Source organism: Stenotrophomonas sp. YJH_SMC_12-1, from assembly GCF_059370935.1.
Window position 1 is genome coordinate 374,481 of record NZ_JCAFUD010000003.1, and the last position, 15,715, is coordinate 390,195.

The window sequence follows — 15,715 nt, forward strand, 5'->3', positions numbered from 1 at the left end:
GTTCTGCCCCGAAACCGCCATCTGGCTGCCGCCTGCCGGGCGCAGGCTGTCGGCCAATCCGGCCGCCGGGCATGAGTGGATCCGCCATGCAGGAACTTGAACAGCGTCTCCAGCAACGCTTTCCCGATTGGTTCCATGGCCGCCGTGGCCAACTGGCGCGGCCATTGCTTCGCAGCGTCGGGCGCTGGTCGCGGTTGGACCAGATCGAAGCGTTCCTGCAGCGCAGTGCAGGATTGCGCGGATTCGGCTTCGTCGCCGCCGGGCTGGAGTTCATCGATGGCCAGTACCAGGTGGATCCGGCCGCGTTGGCGAAGATCCCGGCCACCGGTCGCTTGCTGATCGTCGCCAACCACCCGTCCGGCGCACTGGACGCGCTGGCCCTGCTGGACGCGGTCGGCCGCATCCGCCGCGATGTGCGGATCGTGGCCAACGACCTGCTGGGGGCGATCGCGCCACTGCAGGACCTGCTGTTGCCGGTGCGCATCCTCGGTGGCAAGGCCCAGCGTGGCAGCCTGCACGCTGTGGAGGAGGCGCTGGCCGCCGAGCAGTGCGTGATCGTGTTCCCGGCCGGCGAGGTCTCGCGCCTCTCGCTGCGAGGCATCCGCGATGGTCGCTGGCAGCGCGGGTTCGTCCGCTTTGCCCGTGCCGCCGGGGCGCCGGTGCTGCCGGTACGGGTGGAAGCGCGCAATTCGGCGCTGTTCTACGGCGCCTCGACCCTGTTCAAGCCGGCCGGCACCGCGCTGCTGGCGCGCGAGATGTTCACCCGCCGCGGCCGCCCGCTGCGCCTGAGCATCGGTGAGCCGATGCAGCTGGGCAAGGGCGGTGACCCGGGCGCGCAGCTGCTGTCGGTACGCCGCGCGCTGTATGCGCTGGGCCGCAATGGCGCGGCCGGCAATGCCGCTGCCTTCGCAGGCCCCGAGCCGCTGGCGGCCCCGGTGCCACCCTCGCAGGTCGCCGCTGGGATTGCCGCAGCCACCCAGCTGGGCCAGACCGCCGACGGCAAGCAGATTCTGCTGGCCACTTGTACTGCCGATTCGCCGCTACTACTGGAGCTGGGCCGCCTGCGCGAACTGACCTTCCGCCAGGTGGGCGAGGGCACTGGGCGCAGCCGCGACCTGGACGATTACGACCCGCAGTACGAGCACATCGTGATCTGGGACGCGGCCGCGCAGCGCATCGCCGGCGCGTACCGGATCATGCGCGGCGCCCATGCGCTGGCCCGGCACGGACTGTCCGGGCTCTACAGCGCGTCGCTGTTCCGCTATTCCGACGATGCCATCACCCACATCGCCGAAGGCCTGGAACTGGGCCGCAGCTTCGTGGTGCCCGACTACTGGGGCAGCCGCAGCCTGGACTACCTGTGGCAGGGCATCGGTGCCTACCTGCAATGCAGGCCGGGCATCCGCTACCTGTTCGGCGCCGTGTCGATCAGCGCGGCGCTGCCACGCGATGCGCGCGAGCAGCTGGTGGCGTACTACCAGCGCTATTACAGCGGTACCGCTGGCCTGGCCGAATCGAACCGGCCGTTCCAGTACTTCGCCGCACCGCCGAGTTTCGGTGAGCTGGATGCAGGCGCCGCGTTCGACGTGCTCAAGGCCAACCTGGCCGCACTCGGCACCGGCGTGCCGACGCTGTATCGCCAGTACACCGATCTGTGCGAACCCGGTGGCGCGCGCTTCCTCGCCTTCGGTGTGGACCCGGACTTCAGCGATTCGATCGACGGCCTGATCGAAGTGGACCTGTGCGCGATCCGGCCGAACAAGCGCAAACGCTACCTGCGCGATGCGGGGACGCCGGCATGAGCGTGCTGGCGAACCTGTCGCCGCACCGGCGCGCAGTGTTCGTCTCCGACGTGCACCTGGGTTCACGTCATTGCCATGCCACCGAACTGGCACGTTTTCTCTCGCAGCTGCGCTGTGAGCGTCTGTACCTGGTCGGCGACATCATCGACCTGTGGTGGATGGCCCATCGCCGTGCCAACTGGCGGCAGTCGCACAGCGAGGTCATCCAGGCCCTGCACGCGCTGCGCCGTGCCGGCACCGAGATCATCTACATTCCCGGCAACCACGATGCCTCGCTGCGCCAGGTGTGCGGGCTGATGCTGCCAGCGATGCAGGTGCGCCGCCGCGCCATCCACGTGACCGCCGATGGCCGTCGCCTGCTGGTCGCGCACGGCGACGAGTACGACGGCGTGACCCACTTCGGTGGCCTGCAGGAGAGATTCGGCGACTGGCTGTACTACCGCATCCTGACCGGCAACCAGGCCTTGAATGCAGTGCGGCGCCGGCTGGGCATGCGCTACTGGTCGCTGTCGGAATTCCTGAAGAAGCGCAGTGGTGCCGCCGAACGCTACATCGAGCGTTTTGTGCAGGCCGGGCTGGATGACGTGCGCCGGCGCGGACTGGATGGCATCGTCTGTGGTCACATCCATCGCGCTGCGTTGATCGAACGCGATGGCCTGGTCTACGCCAACGACGGCGACTGGGTGGAGAGCCTGACCGCGCTGGCCGAAGACCACGATGGCGCGCTGCGCCTGCTCGATCACAACGGCCAGACCCTGGTGAAACTGCCGGGCGCGCGGTTGTCGCAGGCGGCGTAACCCGTTCCGTAGAGTCGACTGTCGCGTGTAGCGCGTGGTTTCCGCAGCCTGATGGGAGAGCAGTCGACCAGCAGTCGACTCTACAGACGCGGTGTCCGGGAGTGAGACGGCGCGCCCGCAAGCCGCTAGCATCGGCCCATGGATTCCCTGACCCAGATCGTGCTCGGCGGCGCCGTCGCTGCTGCCATCGCTCCGCCCGGCCATCGCCGCGCGGCCCTGCTGGCCGGTGCCGCGCTCGGCACCCTGCCGGACCTCGATGCCCTGTGGTTGGGCTTCACCGCCGCCGACCCGGTGGCGAACATGATCGAGCACCGCAGCTTCAGCCATTCGCTGCTGGTGCTGCCCTGGGTGGCGGCACTGATCTGGTGGTTGTTCAGGCGCTTCGGCAACGGCCGCGTCGCGCAGTCACCGGTGCGCTGGTTCTGGGCGATCCAGCTGGCGCTGGTCACCCATCCCGTGCTGGATGCGTTCACCGTCTACGGCACCCAGTTGTGGTGGCCGCTGCGCCCACACCCGACCATGGGTTCCAGTGTCTTCATCATCGATCTTGGCTACACGGTGTGGCTGCTGCTGGGTTGCGTGCTGGCCTGGTTTGGCCGCGCCCGCCCCTGGGCTGGCAAGGTGCTGGGCGTGGCGTTGCTGGTCAGCAGCGCCTACCTGGGCTGGGGCCTGATCGCAAAGGCCCAGGTCGACCGTGCTGCCCAGCAGAGCCTGGCGGCGATGGGTCTGGGCGATGCACCGCGCTTCTCGGTGCCGATGCCGTTCAACACCCTGCTGTGGCGCGTGGTGGCGATGACGCCGAACGGCTACGTGGTGGGCGACCGCTCGCTGGTGGCCGACCATGGACCGATGCAGTTCGAAGGCCATGCGTCCAAGGTGCAGGCGTTGCGCGAAGCAGGGAGCATCCCGGCAGTGCAGCAGCTGACGTGGTTCAACCGTGGCTTCATGCGTGCACAGGTGGTGGATGGGCGGCTGGTCCTGAGTGACCTGCGCATGGGGCTGGAGCCTGACTACACCTTCAACTTCGCCGTGGCCGAGCAGGTCGACGGGCAGTGGCGACCGATCACACCCGAGCAGGTGCGGACGGATTACAGCAGCCCGGCCGCGCGCGCGGATGCCGGGCGCCGGCTGGCGGCGATATGGCAGCGGATCTGGCACGAGCCTGCAGCCTCCGGGACTGGTGCGGCACACCCGTAGATCCACGCCATGCGTGGATGGCGGGACCATCGGCAGTGCTGCGTTGGCTCAATACACCGTCGCGCGGCCCTGCACGAACGAGTAGAAGAACACCGCGTTCGGGTCGTTCTGCACCAGGCGGAACTCGCGGCGCATGCCTTCCACGGTTTCCTCGTCCACCGAGCCGGCCTGCAGCAGCTGGTCGGCGGCCGACAGCAGCAGCTGTTCCCAGAACGCGATCATCGTCTTGCGACGCGCCGGCTCGCGGTTGTCCAGGTGGATGGTCTTGATCTCGGTGTGCACGTCGCGGAAGCCGCCGGCCAGCAGCAGGTTGCCCAGCTTGGCGCCGACGAACGGGTCGCCCCCGTGGTCGTACTGGAAATCGTTGAAGGCCATCCAGTAGCGCCAGATGTGCGGCGAATACGGATCGAGCAGGAACGAGGCATTCATCACTTCGGTGATGTACACCGGCGAACCCGGTGCCAGCACCCGGCGCACTTCGCTCAGCACACGTGCGGGTGACGGCACGTGCTCCAGCACCCAGCACAGGAACGCCGCGTCGAAGCTGCGTGCCTCGAACGGCAGCTCACCGGCATCGGCCTGCTGCAGGGTGTAGCGGTCGCTGCACCACGGCGTGCGCGCCAGGTTCTCGCGCGCGGTGGCCAGCTGCGTTTCGCTCAGGTCCACGCCGGTCACGTGCAGCTCGGGGAAGCGGCGCAGCAGGATCTCGGTCTGTGCGCCCACGCCGCTGCCGACTTCCAGCAGGCGACGTGCGCCGCTGTAGTCGATCTGGCCGAAGATGCTTGACTCCAGCAGCCGGGCCTGGGTCATCAGGCGCTGCTGCTCGGTGCCGGAAAACCCGTGCAGATAGGTCGGGGAGGAAATCGGCGGGGTCATGGTGGGCTCTTGTAGCGTCGAGCTGGCTCGACTGTTCGCAGACGCGGGGCTGGTGGCTCAGGCCGCCGAAGGCAGCGCCGGTTCCCCGGCGATCAGGCGGTCGAAGTATTCGGTGGTCAATGCGATCTGGCTGGCCGGATCCTCGGCACGGTTGACCACCGCGCGGAAAGCGGCATTCTCCGGCCGGTCCTTGGCATACCAGCCCAGGTGCTTGCGCGCGATGCGCACGCCCTGCGGCTCGCCATAGAACGCATGCAGCGCGTGCAGGTGGCCAAGCAGGATGTCGCGCACTTCCGCCAGTGATGGCGGTGGCAGTTCCTCGCCGGTGGCCAGGTAGTGCGCCACTTCGCGGAAGATCCACGGCCGGCCCTGCGCCGAGCGACCGATCATCACCGCATCCACGCCGGTTTCCTTCAGGACGTAGGCGGCCTTCTGCGGCGAATCGATATCGCCGTTGGCGATCACCGGAATGCGCAGCGCGGCCTTGATCTCGCCGATCGTGGCGTACTCCGCCTGGCCGGTGTAGTGCTGGTCGCGGGTACGGCCGTGCACCGCCAGTGCCGCGATACCGCTGTCCTCGGCGATGCGTGCGATCAGCGGGCCATTGCGATGGTCGCAGTCCCAACCGGTGCGGATCTTCAGCGTGACCGGCACGTCCACTGCGTTGACCACGGCCTTGAGGATGCGCGCCACCAGTTGCTCGTCGCGCATCAGTGCCGAACCGGCCCAGGCGTTGCACACCTTCTTGGCCGGGCAGCCCATGTTGATGTCGATGATCTGCGCGCCGTGGTCGACGTTGTAGCGCGCGGCCTCGGCCAGCTGCTGCGGCTCGGTGCCGGCGATCTGCACGCTGATCGGGGCCGGTTCGCCGTCATGGTCCATGCGGTGGATCGACTTGCGCGTGTTCCAGAAGCGCGGATCACTGATGGTCATTTCCGAGGCGGCCAGACCCGCGCCCAGCCGTTTGCACAGCAGGCGGAAGGGCTTGTCGGTGACGCCGGCCATGGGCGCCAGCACGACGTTGGGGGCAATGGTGTACGGGCCGATCTGCATGCGCTCATTGTAGGGCGCGCGCGGCGGTACGGCCGCGTCGGGCGCGGTCCGGTTCAGGCCGATCGGCACCGACCTCATGCCGTACCGGCATCAGCAGATGCTTGACGGTTGCTTCCGCCGCCCCCACGGGCGGGCGATGGTGGGCGGCTACCCCAGGCTCTGCCAGGCCTGGCCGGTACCCAGCGCGAAGGCCAGCCCCAGGCTGAGGCAGACCACTGAACTGACCACCCAGAAGCGCCGGCCGTTGTAGCCGGGCCGGAGCAGGGCCAGCCCGAAGCCCATCGCCGCGCGCAGCAGCAACAGCAGGGCGATGCCCGACAGGACCAGACGGCTGGCCGGCAGCGGCGAATGCCAGCCCGCGGCTGCCAGTGCGTACAGCGTCCAGGCCACCAGCACGGCAGTGATGCCGGCGGTCATCAGCGGCGGCCACCAATGCCCGGCCTGTGCCAGCCGGACCATGCGCTGGCCAGCACCGAAGTACCTGTACCACGCGGCGCCGAAGGCAATGCAGCCGATATGCAGCAAGGCTGCGATGGCACTACCGGCGGCGGCAACCAGCAACCAGGGGAATCCGTCCATGTCCTGCCCACGCTGAAACGCTGCGCGGATGGTGGGTGAGGGGCGGGATGCGGGCAATGCGACCGGCAGTCGCAGCTGTTCGATGCGACCGCCGCCGATGGCGCTTCGCTCAGCGCGGCGGATCGATCTGCAACCCGGCGCCGAGACGGTCCAGGGCCACGTCCACGCGTGGCAGCCGTTGCCGGCCCTGCGGCCACAGCAGGCGCAGCGGCAGGCCGCGGCAGTCCAGCGATGGCAGGATCGAGACCAGGCTGCCGCGCGCCAGCGCGTCATCGACCAGCCAGGTGGCCAGCTGCGCGATGCCGAAGCCGGCCTCGACCGCCGCCACCTGGGCCTCGGCGCTGCCAACCACCAGGCGCGCGCGGGCCTGCAGCGGTGTACTGCGCTGCCTGCCATCGGCCACCTGCCACGGCCCGATGCTGCCGTCCGCGCGTCCGAACAGCACACCGTCATGCCCGGCCAGCTCGGCGGCCGAGCGGGGCTGGCCATGCCGAAGCAGATAGGCCGGGGAGGCGCAGAAGCGCAGGCATTCGTAACCGAGCAGGCGGCTGCCCAGCGTGGCGGGCAGCGGCTCGGGACCGCCGATGCGTACGGCGAGGTCGACGCCGTCCTCGGCGAGGTCGCTGAAGCGGTCGCTGAAGGTCACCTGCGGATGCAACTGTGGAAACTCGGCGGCCAGCTGCAGCAGCAACGGCCAGACTTTGAGGCGCCCGAAGGTGGCCGGCGCATCCACCCGCAGGCGGCCCACGGGCGCGTCTGCGTGCGAGACCAGCACCGACTCGGCATCGGCCAGCTCGCCCAGCACCCGCACGCAGGTGCGGTAGAAGCCCTCACCGGCCTCGGTCAGGCGAAGGCGGCGCGTGCTGCGTTCGAACAAACGCGCGCCCAGGCGTGCCTCCAGCCGTGCGATGGTCTTGCCCACCGCCGAACTGGTCAGGTGCAGGCGTTCGGCGGCGGCAGTGAAGCTGCCGGCATCGGCGGTGGCGACGAAGGCCTCGATGCCGCGCAGGCGCTCGGTGGGAAGCATGGGGAATTTCTGTCCGGAATCGATGGAAAACATAGCAGCAATCGGAATACGGGGAGGAAATAGGCTGGCGGCCCCTGTTCTGATGCCCGCCCATGTCCTCCCTCGATTCCGCCGCGGCCGCTGTCCACGCAAACGCCCGCGCACGCCCTTCGGTTGTCCTGCTGGCGGTGTCCGCCTTCGTCATCGTCACCACCGAGTTCCTGATCGTCGGCCTGTTGCCCGCGCTGGCGCGCGACCTTGGCCTGGGCATCGCCCGCGCCGGGCAGCTGGTTACCTTGTTCGCGTTCACCGTGATGCTGGCCGGGCCACCCTTGACCGCGCTGCTGTCACACGTGGGCCGGCGCCGCCTGTTCGTGGCCATCCTGCTGTTGTTCGCGGGTTCCAACGCGCTGTCCGCGATGGCCACGCAGCCGTGGCTGCTGGCGCTGGCGCGGGTGCTGCCGGCACTGGCCCTGCCGGTGTTCTGGGGCACCGCCAGTGAGACTGCTGCGCAGCTGGCCCCTGCAGGGCAGGGCGGTCGTGCGGTCGCGCGGGTCTACCTGGGTATCACCGCCGCAATGCTGTTCGGTATCCCACTGGGTACGTTGGCGGCCGATGCCCTCGGTTGGCGCGGCAGCTTCTGGCTGTTGGCGGCCCTGTCGCTGTTGATGGCGGGCGCGCTGGCGTTGTGGATGCCGGACACCGTGGCCGGACCGCGGCGCGCGCTGGGCGAACAGGCACGAGTACTGCGCCAGCCGCAGTTGCTGGGCGATGTGCTGCTGTCGGTGCTGGTGTTCACCGCGATGTTTGCTGCCTATACCTACCTGGCCGATGTGCTGGAGCGGCTGATGCAGGTACCGGCGGCACAGGCGGGCTGGTGGCTGATGGGCTTCGGGGCTGTCGGGTTGATCGGCAATGCACTGGGTGGGCGCTGGGTCGATCGTGCGCCGCTGGGCGCGACCCTGGTGTTCTGCGCGGTGCTGGCGCTGGGCATGCTGGCCAGTGTCGGCCTGGCCGGCCACGGCACGTTCGTGCTGATCGCACTGGCCCTGTGGGGTGTGGCGCATACCGCATTGTTCCCGCTGTGCCAGGTGCGGGTGATGCGTGCGGCGCCGCAGGCGCAGGCGCTGGCGGGAACCTTGAATGTGTCCGCGGCCAACGCCGGAATCGGCCTGGGCGCGCTGCTGGGAGGTGGCGCCATCGAACGCTTCGGGCTTGCCTCGCTGGGCGTGGTGGCTGCTGCCGTGGCGCTGCTGGCAATCGTCGCGGGCCTGCTGCTGCGGCGGCTTGCCCGGTCCCGTTCAACCACGCATGGCGTGGATCTGCCTCATTGAAAGGCAAACAGAAAAGCCCGAGTGTCTGCACACCCGGGCTTCTTCATCCACGCGTGGCGCGGATCTACTTTGCTTCGGCGTCGGCCGGGGTGAAGCGCGGCATCGCCGCTGCAGCGCCTTCCTTCTCGGTCGAGCGACCGGCGAACTGGTTGGCGAAGCGCACGTGGCGGGCGAACGGGGCGTCGGCCACCTGCGCCAGCGACGCGGCCAGCGCACCGTTGAAGGCGTCGCCGGCGCCGGTGGTGTCGATGGCCTGCACCTGTTCGGCACCCACGCGGTAGTACGGCTGGGTATCGCCGCGCAGGTTCTCGTCGGCATGCGACACGAACACGCCCACCGAACCCAGGGTCACCACCACCGTGCCGTTGCCGACCAGCTTGCGGCACAGCGCGTGCAAGCTGGCGCCATCCAGCGCGGCGACGTCGTTGGCATCCACGCGCTCACCGACATGACGGCCGAGCAGGGCGGCGAACTCGGTCTCGTTCGGGGTGATCACGTCGGCCAGCTTGAGCAGGCCGATGGTGGAGGGGGCATCGGCCGGTGCGGTGTTGAGCACGGTGGTGACGCCGGCCTCGCGGGCCGTGGCCAGTGCCGCTTCGATGGTCTGCACCGGCGATTCCAGCTGCACCAGAACCACCCTGGCGCCGGTCAGCAGGGCCTGCTGCTGTTGCAGGAAGTCGGTGCTCAGCGCAGCGTTGGCACCCGGGCCGATCACGATCGTGTTGCGGCCACGGGCATCGACGTAGATGCCGGCGGTGCCGGTCGGTTCGCTGCTGGCTTCGGCGATGAGGCCGAAACCATCCTGCGCCGCCAGTTCGCGCGCGGTGGCGCCACCGGCGTCGTCGCCCAGCGCGCACACGAAGTGCGTCTCGGCACCGGCGCGGCAGGCCGCCACAGCCTGGTTGAAGCCCTTGCCACCGGGGCCGGTGCTGTAGCGGCCGGCAATGGTCGCGCCCGGTGCCGGCAGCGACTCGCACCGCCACACGTGATCGACATTGAAGGAACCGACGACAACGACACTGCTGCTCATAGGGAATCTTTTCTCAACCAAGGGTTCAACTGAAGTGCGTCAGCACGCCGGCGATGGTCGCCGTCATGAAGGTGGCAATGGTACCGCCCAGCACCGCGCGCAGGCCGAACTTGGCCAGGTCGTGGCGACGTTCCGGGGCCAGGCCACCGATGCCGCCGATCTGGATCGCGATCGAGCTGAAGTTGGCGAAGCCGCACAGCGCGTAGGTCGCGATCAGGCGACCTTCGCTGGACAGGCTGACGCCAGCCACCTGGCCGTTCACGATCTGCGACAGCTCGGTGTAGGCCACGAACTCGTTGATCACGACCTTCTGGCCGATCAGCGAACCGACGGTGGTGGCATCGGCCCACGGCGTACCGATCACCCAGGCGATCGGGGCCAGCAGGTAGCCGAAGATGGTCGAGAGGTTGGTCGGCTTGCCGATCTGCGCAGCCAGGCCGGTCACTTCACCGATCCAGGTCAGCGGGGCGTTCAGCAGCGCGATCAGGGCGATGAAGGCCAGCAGCATCGCGCCGATGTTCAGCGCCAGCTTCAGGCCGTCGCCGGCGCCGGCCGCAGCCGCGTCGATGATGTTGCTGGAGGTCTTTTCGACTTCCATCTTCACCGTGCCGCGGGTGAGCGGGGTGCCGGTTTCCGGGATCAGCAGCTTGGCCACGACCAAGGTGGCCGGCGCGGCCATGATGCTGGCCGCCAGCAGATGCTTGGCGTAGAAGGCCTGCTGCGCTGGGTCGCCGCCGCCAAGCATGCCCACGTAGGCCGCCAGCACGCCGCCGGCGATGTGTGCCATGCCGCCGATCATCATGGTCAGCAGCTCGGACTGGGTCATCCTGGCGATGTACGGGCGCACGGTCAGCGGCGCCTCGGTCTGGCCGATGAAGACGCTGGCGCAAACGCTGGTGGTTTCCGCACCGGACACACGCATGACCTTGGTGATCGCCCACGCCATCACGCGCACGATCGCCTGCATGATGTTCAGGTGGTACATCACCCCCATCAGCGCCGAGAAGAAGATGATGGTCGGCAGCACCTGGAAGGCGAAGATGAAGCCGTAATTCTTGGTGTCCATCAACGAGCCGAAGATGAAACCGGAACCCTCGTTGACGAAGCTCAGCACCTTGACGAAGCCGTGGCCCAGCGCGTCGAACACGTCGCGCCCGCCCGGCACCAGGATCACCAACGCCGCGAAGGCGATCTGCAGGGTGATACCGGTGGCAACCAGCTTCCAGTCAACCGCGCGCTTGTTATTGGAAAACAACCAGGTGATGCCGATCAGCACCGCCAACCCGAACAGGCCGAAGCCGATCCTGCCCAAACCTTCGACCATGTGAGTGACTCCCCTGGGGCGTCGCGAAAAACGGGAAGCCTAGTGCAGGGCAGGGGCCGGGGCAAGAAAAAGCAGCGTGCGCGCGGCCAACGGTACCGATCAGGCCAGCAACGGCAAGGGCTTGCGGCTGGCGGCGGCAGGTAGAATGGGGGTCGATCCCGGCCCGGATGCGGGCCCGCAGCAGGAGATTCGCATGCAATACCGTCGCCTGGGCTCCACCGGCCTGCCGATTTCCGCCCTTTCCTTCGGCGCCTGGGTGACCTTCGGTGACCAGATCCCGCGTGATGAGGCCCGCAACCTGGTGGCCGCCGCCTGGGATCATGGTGTCAACTTCTTCGACAACGCCGAGGGCTATGCCAACGGCCGTGCCGAACAGGTCATGGGTGACGTGATCGCCGACCTGCGCCTGCCGCGCGACGGTTTCTGCGTGTCCAGCAAGGTGTTTTTCGGCAGCGCCAAGGACCCGCGGCCGACCCAGCGCGGGCTGTCGCGCAAGCACGTGACCGACGCCTGCCACGCTGCACTCAAGCGCCTGCGGGTGGACTACCTGGACCTTTACTACTGCCACCGCCCGGATCCGGACGCGCCGATCGCCGAGACCGTGCATGCGATGGACACCCTGGTGCGGCAGGGCAAGATCCTCTACTGGGGCACCTCGGAGTGGTCGGCGGTGCAGATCCAGCAGGCGCTGGACATCGCCGAGGCGCGCAACCTGCAGGGCCCGTCGATGGAGCAGCCGCAGTACAACCTGCTGCACCGCGAGCGGGTCGAGGTCGAGTACGCGCCGCTGTATGCCGGTGCCGGCCTGGGTACCACCATCTTCTCGCCGCTGGCCTCGGGCCTGCTCACCGGCAAGTACGACCAGGGCATTCCGGCCGATGCACGGCTGGGGCGGGAAGGCATGGAGTGGTTGCAGAACCTGGTGCTGGGGGCCGACGCCGGGGCCCGCCTGGGCCAGGTGCGGCGCTTCAGCGAGGTGGCACGCGCGCTGGGCCACGCCCCGGCCACGCTGGCCATCGCCTGGTGCCTGCGCAACCCGAACGTTTCCAGCGTGATCCTCGGCGCCAGCCGGGTCAGCCAGCTGCTGCAGAACCTGCAGGCCCTGGACGTGCTGGAGCAGGTCGACGCGGCCGGCTGGGCGCAGGTCGAAGCCGTCTTCGCCTGAACCCCGGGGCCGACCGGGCCTCAGGGGCCTCGCTCGGGCCGGTTCGGCCGAGGGAACGGGACGGGAACGCGAACGGGAACGGTAGAGTCGCCTGTCAGTCGACTGCTTCGAATAACCGACTGCTTCGAGCAACAGCAGTCGACCAACAGTCGACTCTACACACCTACGTCGCCATTTAATTGATGCGATCTATCGAATTACGGAACTCGATCATTAATCCCATCAATGAAATTGAGAATGGTTGTTGATTGTCAACTGAGAATCATTATCATTTAACTCGTCCCTCGCACGAGTCCAGATGCTCATGAATGCTCAACCTGTACTGCTGCGCCCCGAAACGCTGACCCTCCGCGATCGACCGGTCCGCGTCGTTCCGCCGGAAGAGGTCATCGACAGCGAAGCCCTGCTCAAGGGCCGTCGTGAAATCCTGATCCAGCACGGCGACCGCTTCTATCGCCTGCGGCACACCAGCAACGACAAGCTGATCCTGACCAAGTAATCGCGGTCTGGTCGCCCGCCTCCCTCCCTCCCTCCTGCCGGCAGCGCCGACAGGGTGGGCGACCCGTCCGCTCCCGCTCTCTCCCCCTCGGTCTACCGCGTGCACCCTCCGGGTGTGCCGGTAACCGGGGGTTCCCCTGCCTGACCGAGCGAACCCGATGACCCGCCATACCGCCCTTTGCCTTGCTGTCTGGATGGCGCTGCCGCTGTCCGCCCACGCTGCTGCCACTGCTGCCCCCGATGCGCGCGAATTCGATCGGGTGCAGGTCACCGCCACCCGCACCGAGCGGGCGGTGAGCGACGTGGCGGCCACGGTGGATGTCATCGACCGTGAGCAGATGGACCGGCACCTGGTGCAGGACATCAAGGATCTGGTGCGCTACGAGCCGGGCCTGTCGGTCACCCGCAGCGCGACCCGCTTCGGCCTGGATGGTTTCCGCATCCGTGGCCTGGACGGCAACCGCGTGCGCATCCAGACCGACGGCATCGTCATGCCGACCCGGTTCGACATTGGTTCGTTCGCCAGTTCCAACCGCAACTTCACCGACCTCGATACGCTCAAGCGCGTCGAGATCGTGCGTGGACCGGCCAGCTCGCTGTACGGCTCCGACGCACTCGGTGGCGTGGTCGCGTTCGTGACCAAAGACCCGGCCGACTTTCTCAAGGACGGCAAGAACAGCTACTTCGGCCTGAAGTTCGGCTACGACGGTGAGTGGAAGGGCCTGCTCGGCGCTACCACCGCCGCCTTCGGTGGCGACCACTGGAGCGGCCTGGTCAACGTCAACCATCACCAGGGCCAGGAAACGGACAACAAGGGCACGGTGCGCAGCGACAACGACACCCGCACCGCGTCCAATCCGCAGGATCGCGACGGCCGCAGCCTGCTCAGCAAACTGGTCTATGCACCCGGCGAGGACCAGCGCTTCCGCTTGACCGTGGAAGGCAACGAAGACACCACCGATACCAATGTGCTGTCGGCGATCGCCAGCGTTGCACCGCGCCCCGGCGCGATGGCTGCGGCCACTGGCATGAAGTCCCACGACACCCAGAAGCGCAACCGCGTGTCCTTCGCCCACGAGATGGATGCGCTGGACCAGCCGTTCGCCGACAGCCTGCATTGGCAGGTGTACGCGCAGAACAGCGAAACCCGGCAGCAGACCGACGAGACCCGCACCGACGGCACCCGCCGCCACCGCGTGTTCTCCTTCGACCAGCATGCCTATGGCCTGCAGGCGCAGTTCAACAAGGCGTTCACCACCGGCAGCGTCGAGCACGCATTGACCTACGGTTTCGAAGGCACCCGTACCGAGATCCGCCAGAAGCGCGACGGCTATCAGGTCAGCAAGGCTGGCGTGGTCAGCAACACGGTGCTGCCGGACACCTTCCCGGTGCGTGACTTCCCGATCAGCAAGACCACCGAGCTGGGCCTGTATGCACAGGATGAGATGCGCTTTGCCGATGGCCGGCTGTCGCTGGTGCCGGGCGTGCGCGTGGACCGCTACGAGCTGAAGCCGGAAGTGGACAGCATCTTCGCCGAAGACAACCCGACCACGGCCGTGGCGCAGCTGAAGAAGACCAGCGTGTCGCCGAAGCTGGGCATGGTCTGGCGCTTCACCGACGAATGGTCGCTGTTCGCCGGTTATGCGCGTGGCTTCCGTTCGCCGCCGTACAACGACGTCAACATCGGCCTGACCAACGTCGCCTTCCGCTATACCGCCATCGCCAACCCGGATCTGAAGCCGGAAACCAGCGACGGTTACGAACTGGGCCTGCGCTTCATCGCGCCGGCGGCGTACGTCAGCGTCAGCGGCTACTACAACGACTACAAGGATTTCATCCAGTCCAACGTCGATACCGGTCGCAACGCACAGGGTTTGACCGTGTTCCAGTCGCAGAACATCGCCGACGCGCGCATCTATGGCGCGGAAATGAAGGCCGGCATCGAGTTCGGCGAACTCAGCCCGGCACTGAAGGGCTGGGCGCTGCGCAGTGCGTTGGCATGGTCGCGTGGTGACAACCGGACCGATGACGAACCGCTGGCCTCGGTCGATCCGCTGCGTGGCACGCTGGGCCTGATGTACGACACCGATACCTGGGGCGTCGAACTGGCCGGTACCTTCGTGCAGCGCAAGAAGCGCCTGCCGCCGCCTGCGGCGCAGACCAATCCGAACGCACCGGCGCCGTTCGTCTACCAGCCGGCCGGCTACGGCGTGCTGGACCTGATGGCGCACTGGAACTTCGCGCCGGGTGCCACCTTCAATGTCGGCGTGTTCAACCTGGCCGACAAGCGCTACATCGAATGGTCGTCGATCACCCCGAGCCTGATCACCGATCGCGCACTGAGCGATCGTTTCAGCAGCCCGGGCCGCACCTTCTCCGCCAGCCTTGCCGTTTCCTGGTGATCTCATGAGCCGAGCCTTGTCCGCACGCAGGAATGACTCCATCGCCGCGCCGAACAGCGCGGCCTGGCCGACCCCGGCACAGCTGGCCACGCTCGGCACCGTGTTGTGCCTGTACCACGCCGACGGCAACGAGCTGGGCGGCTGGCGCCAGGCCGTACGCGTACACGCCTGCCAGGGCGTGGACAGCGAGGGCCTGCGCGAGAGCCTGTGCTTCCTTGATGGCCGCGGCCGCTGCGTGTGGCGCCTGTACCTGCTGCCCGACAGCGATTTCCTGGCCTGGGACCGTCTGGTCGCGCCGCTGCCGCCGGGACCGGAACACGACGTCGAGGCGAGCGTTGGCGAACGCTTGTGGCGGCGTCTGGCCGGCCATCTCGGCGGCCAGCGCTGGCGCCTGTGCGCGCTGCGCCTGCATGCCGCGGACGACGGACGCACGCTGGCCGCCAGTCTGTCGACCCTGTCCTCGCTGGGCGCGGCCACCGCGCGCCGCATCGCACGCCTGGAAGGTGCTGAAGGCGAGCTGGCGATCGACGACTGCTGCTGTGCCGACGCCGCCCGGCGTCCGGCGCCCCAGATTCCCGGCGACCTGCCGCTGATCCGCCTGTGACCCTCTCCTGATGGAACGCCCGTTGGCCACGGATGGCCCCTCAATGAA

14 protein-coding genes are annotated in these 15,715 nt (G+C 68.0%); 8 read left to right on the forward strand and 6 right to left on the reverse strand.

Annotated elements, in window-relative coordinates; genetic code table 11:
• Positions 1-86 precede the first annotated feature (86 nt).
• The 3 genes from olsF (at position 87) to AC5P8Y_RS07815 (ending at position 3,796) form a co-directional block, all read left to right on the forward strand.
• Positions 87-1,802 (forward strand): bifunctional ornithine lipid synthase OlsF, encoded by a 1,716-nt coding sequence (olsF, locus tag AC5P8Y_RS07805; protein ID WP_033834452.1) that lies wholly within the window; start codon positions 87-89, stop codon positions 1,800-1,802.
• Positions 1,799-2,599 carry a UDP-2,3-diacylglucosamine diphosphatase gene (locus tag AC5P8Y_RS07810; protein WP_033834453.1) on the forward strand — a complete coding sequence of 267 codons (801 nt, stop codon included), beginning with the start codon at positions 1,799-1,801 and terminating at the stop codon, positions 2,597-2,599. Before olsF ends, AC5P8Y_RS07810 begins: the two co-directional genes overlap by 4 nt.
• 138 nt (positions 2,600-2,737) lie before the next feature.
• Complete coding sequence (locus AC5P8Y_RS07815; protein WP_049402352.1) at positions 2,738-3,796, forward strand: metal-dependent hydrolase; 1,059 nt, start codon at positions 2,738-2,740, stop codon at positions 3,794-3,796.
• A gap of 48 nt (positions 3,797-3,844) precedes the next feature.
• Here the strand turns inward: AC5P8Y_RS07815 and AC5P8Y_RS07820 are convergent, their stop codons facing one another.
• The 4 genes from AC5P8Y_RS07820 to AC5P8Y_RS07835 all read right to left on the reverse strand — a co-directional run bounded on the left by AC5P8Y_RS07820 (position 3,845) and on the right by AC5P8Y_RS07835 (position 7,331).
• On the reverse strand, positions 3,845-4,672 hold the full coding sequence (locus AC5P8Y_RS07820; protein ID WP_005408109.1) for a class I SAM-dependent methyltransferase: 828 nt from the start codon (positions 4,670-4,672) through the stop codon (positions 3,845-3,847).
• A gap of 57 nt (positions 4,673-4,729) precedes the next feature.
• Entirely contained in the window at positions 4,730-5,725 is a 996-nt protein-coding gene (gene dusB, locus AC5P8Y_RS07825) for a tRNA dihydrouridine synthase DusB (protein WP_111108804.1), read from the reverse strand.
• 147 nt (positions 5,726-5,872) lie between these two features.
• Positions 5,873-6,304: a hypothetical protein gene (locus AC5P8Y_RS07830; RefSeq protein ID WP_005408111.1), complete on the reverse strand. Its 432-nt coding sequence runs from the start codon at positions 6,302-6,304 to the stop codon at positions 5,873-5,875.
• Between the two features lie 109 nt (positions 6,305-6,413).
• Complete coding sequence (locus tag AC5P8Y_RS07835) at positions 6,414-7,331, reverse strand: LysR family transcriptional regulator (RefSeq protein WP_005408112.1); 918 nt, start codon at positions 7,329-7,331, stop codon at positions 6,414-6,416.
• Positions 7,332-7,423: 92 nt separating this feature from the next.
• Between AC5P8Y_RS07835 and AC5P8Y_RS07840 the strand changes: the two genes are divergently transcribed.
• Entirely contained in the window at positions 7,424-8,644 is a 1,221-nt protein-coding gene (locus tag AC5P8Y_RS07840; protein WP_111108785.1) for an MFS transporter, read from the forward strand.
• A 64-nt stretch (positions 8,645-8,708) separates the two neighbouring features.
• On the opposite strand, the gene AC5P8Y_RS07845 is transcribed toward AC5P8Y_RS07840, so the two are convergent.
• The gene (locus tag AC5P8Y_RS07845) at positions 8,709-9,674 is read right to left on the reverse strand and encodes a ribokinase (RefSeq protein WP_005408114.1); all 966 of its coding nucleotides are present in this window, start codon (positions 9,672-9,674) and stop codon (positions 8,709-8,711) included.
• A 25-nt stretch (positions 9,675-9,699) separates the two neighbouring features.
• The gene (locus AC5P8Y_RS07850; RefSeq protein ID WP_005408115.1) at positions 9,700-10,998 is read right to left on the reverse strand and encodes a NupC/NupG family nucleoside CNT transporter; all 1,299 of its coding nucleotides are present in this window, start codon (positions 10,996-10,998) and stop codon (positions 9,700-9,702) included.
• A 193-nt stretch (positions 10,999-11,191) separates the two neighbouring features.
• Here AC5P8Y_RS07850 and AC5P8Y_RS07855 point away from each other — a divergent pair, with 193 nt between their 5' ends.
• The 4 genes from AC5P8Y_RS07855 (at position 11,192) to AC5P8Y_RS07870 (ending at position 15,667) form a co-directional block, all read left to right on the forward strand.
• Positions 11,192-12,163, forward strand: coding sequence for an aldo/keto reductase (locus AC5P8Y_RS07855; protein WP_111108803.1), 972 nt, complete (start codon positions 11,192-11,194; stop codon positions 12,161-12,163).
• 304 nt (positions 12,164-12,467) lie between these two features.
• Positions 12,468-12,662 (forward strand): hemin uptake protein HemP, encoded by a 195-nt coding sequence (gene hemP, locus AC5P8Y_RS07860; protein WP_005412278.1) that lies wholly within the window; start codon positions 12,468-12,470, stop codon positions 12,660-12,662.
• Between the two features lie 157 nt (positions 12,663-12,819).
• The gene (locus AC5P8Y_RS07865; RefSeq protein WP_425529102.1) at positions 12,820-15,063 is read left to right on the forward strand and encodes a TonB-dependent hemoglobin/transferrin/lactoferrin family receptor; all 2,244 of its coding nucleotides are present in this window, start codon (positions 12,820-12,822) and stop codon (positions 15,061-15,063) included.
• A 4-nt stretch (positions 15,064-15,067) separates the two neighbouring features.
• Positions 15,068-15,667: a ChuX/HutX family heme-like substrate-binding protein gene (locus tag AC5P8Y_RS07870; protein ID WP_049397450.1), complete on the forward strand. Its 600-nt coding sequence runs from the start codon at positions 15,068-15,070 to the stop codon at positions 15,665-15,667.
• Positions 15,668-15,715 lie beyond the last annotated feature (48 nt).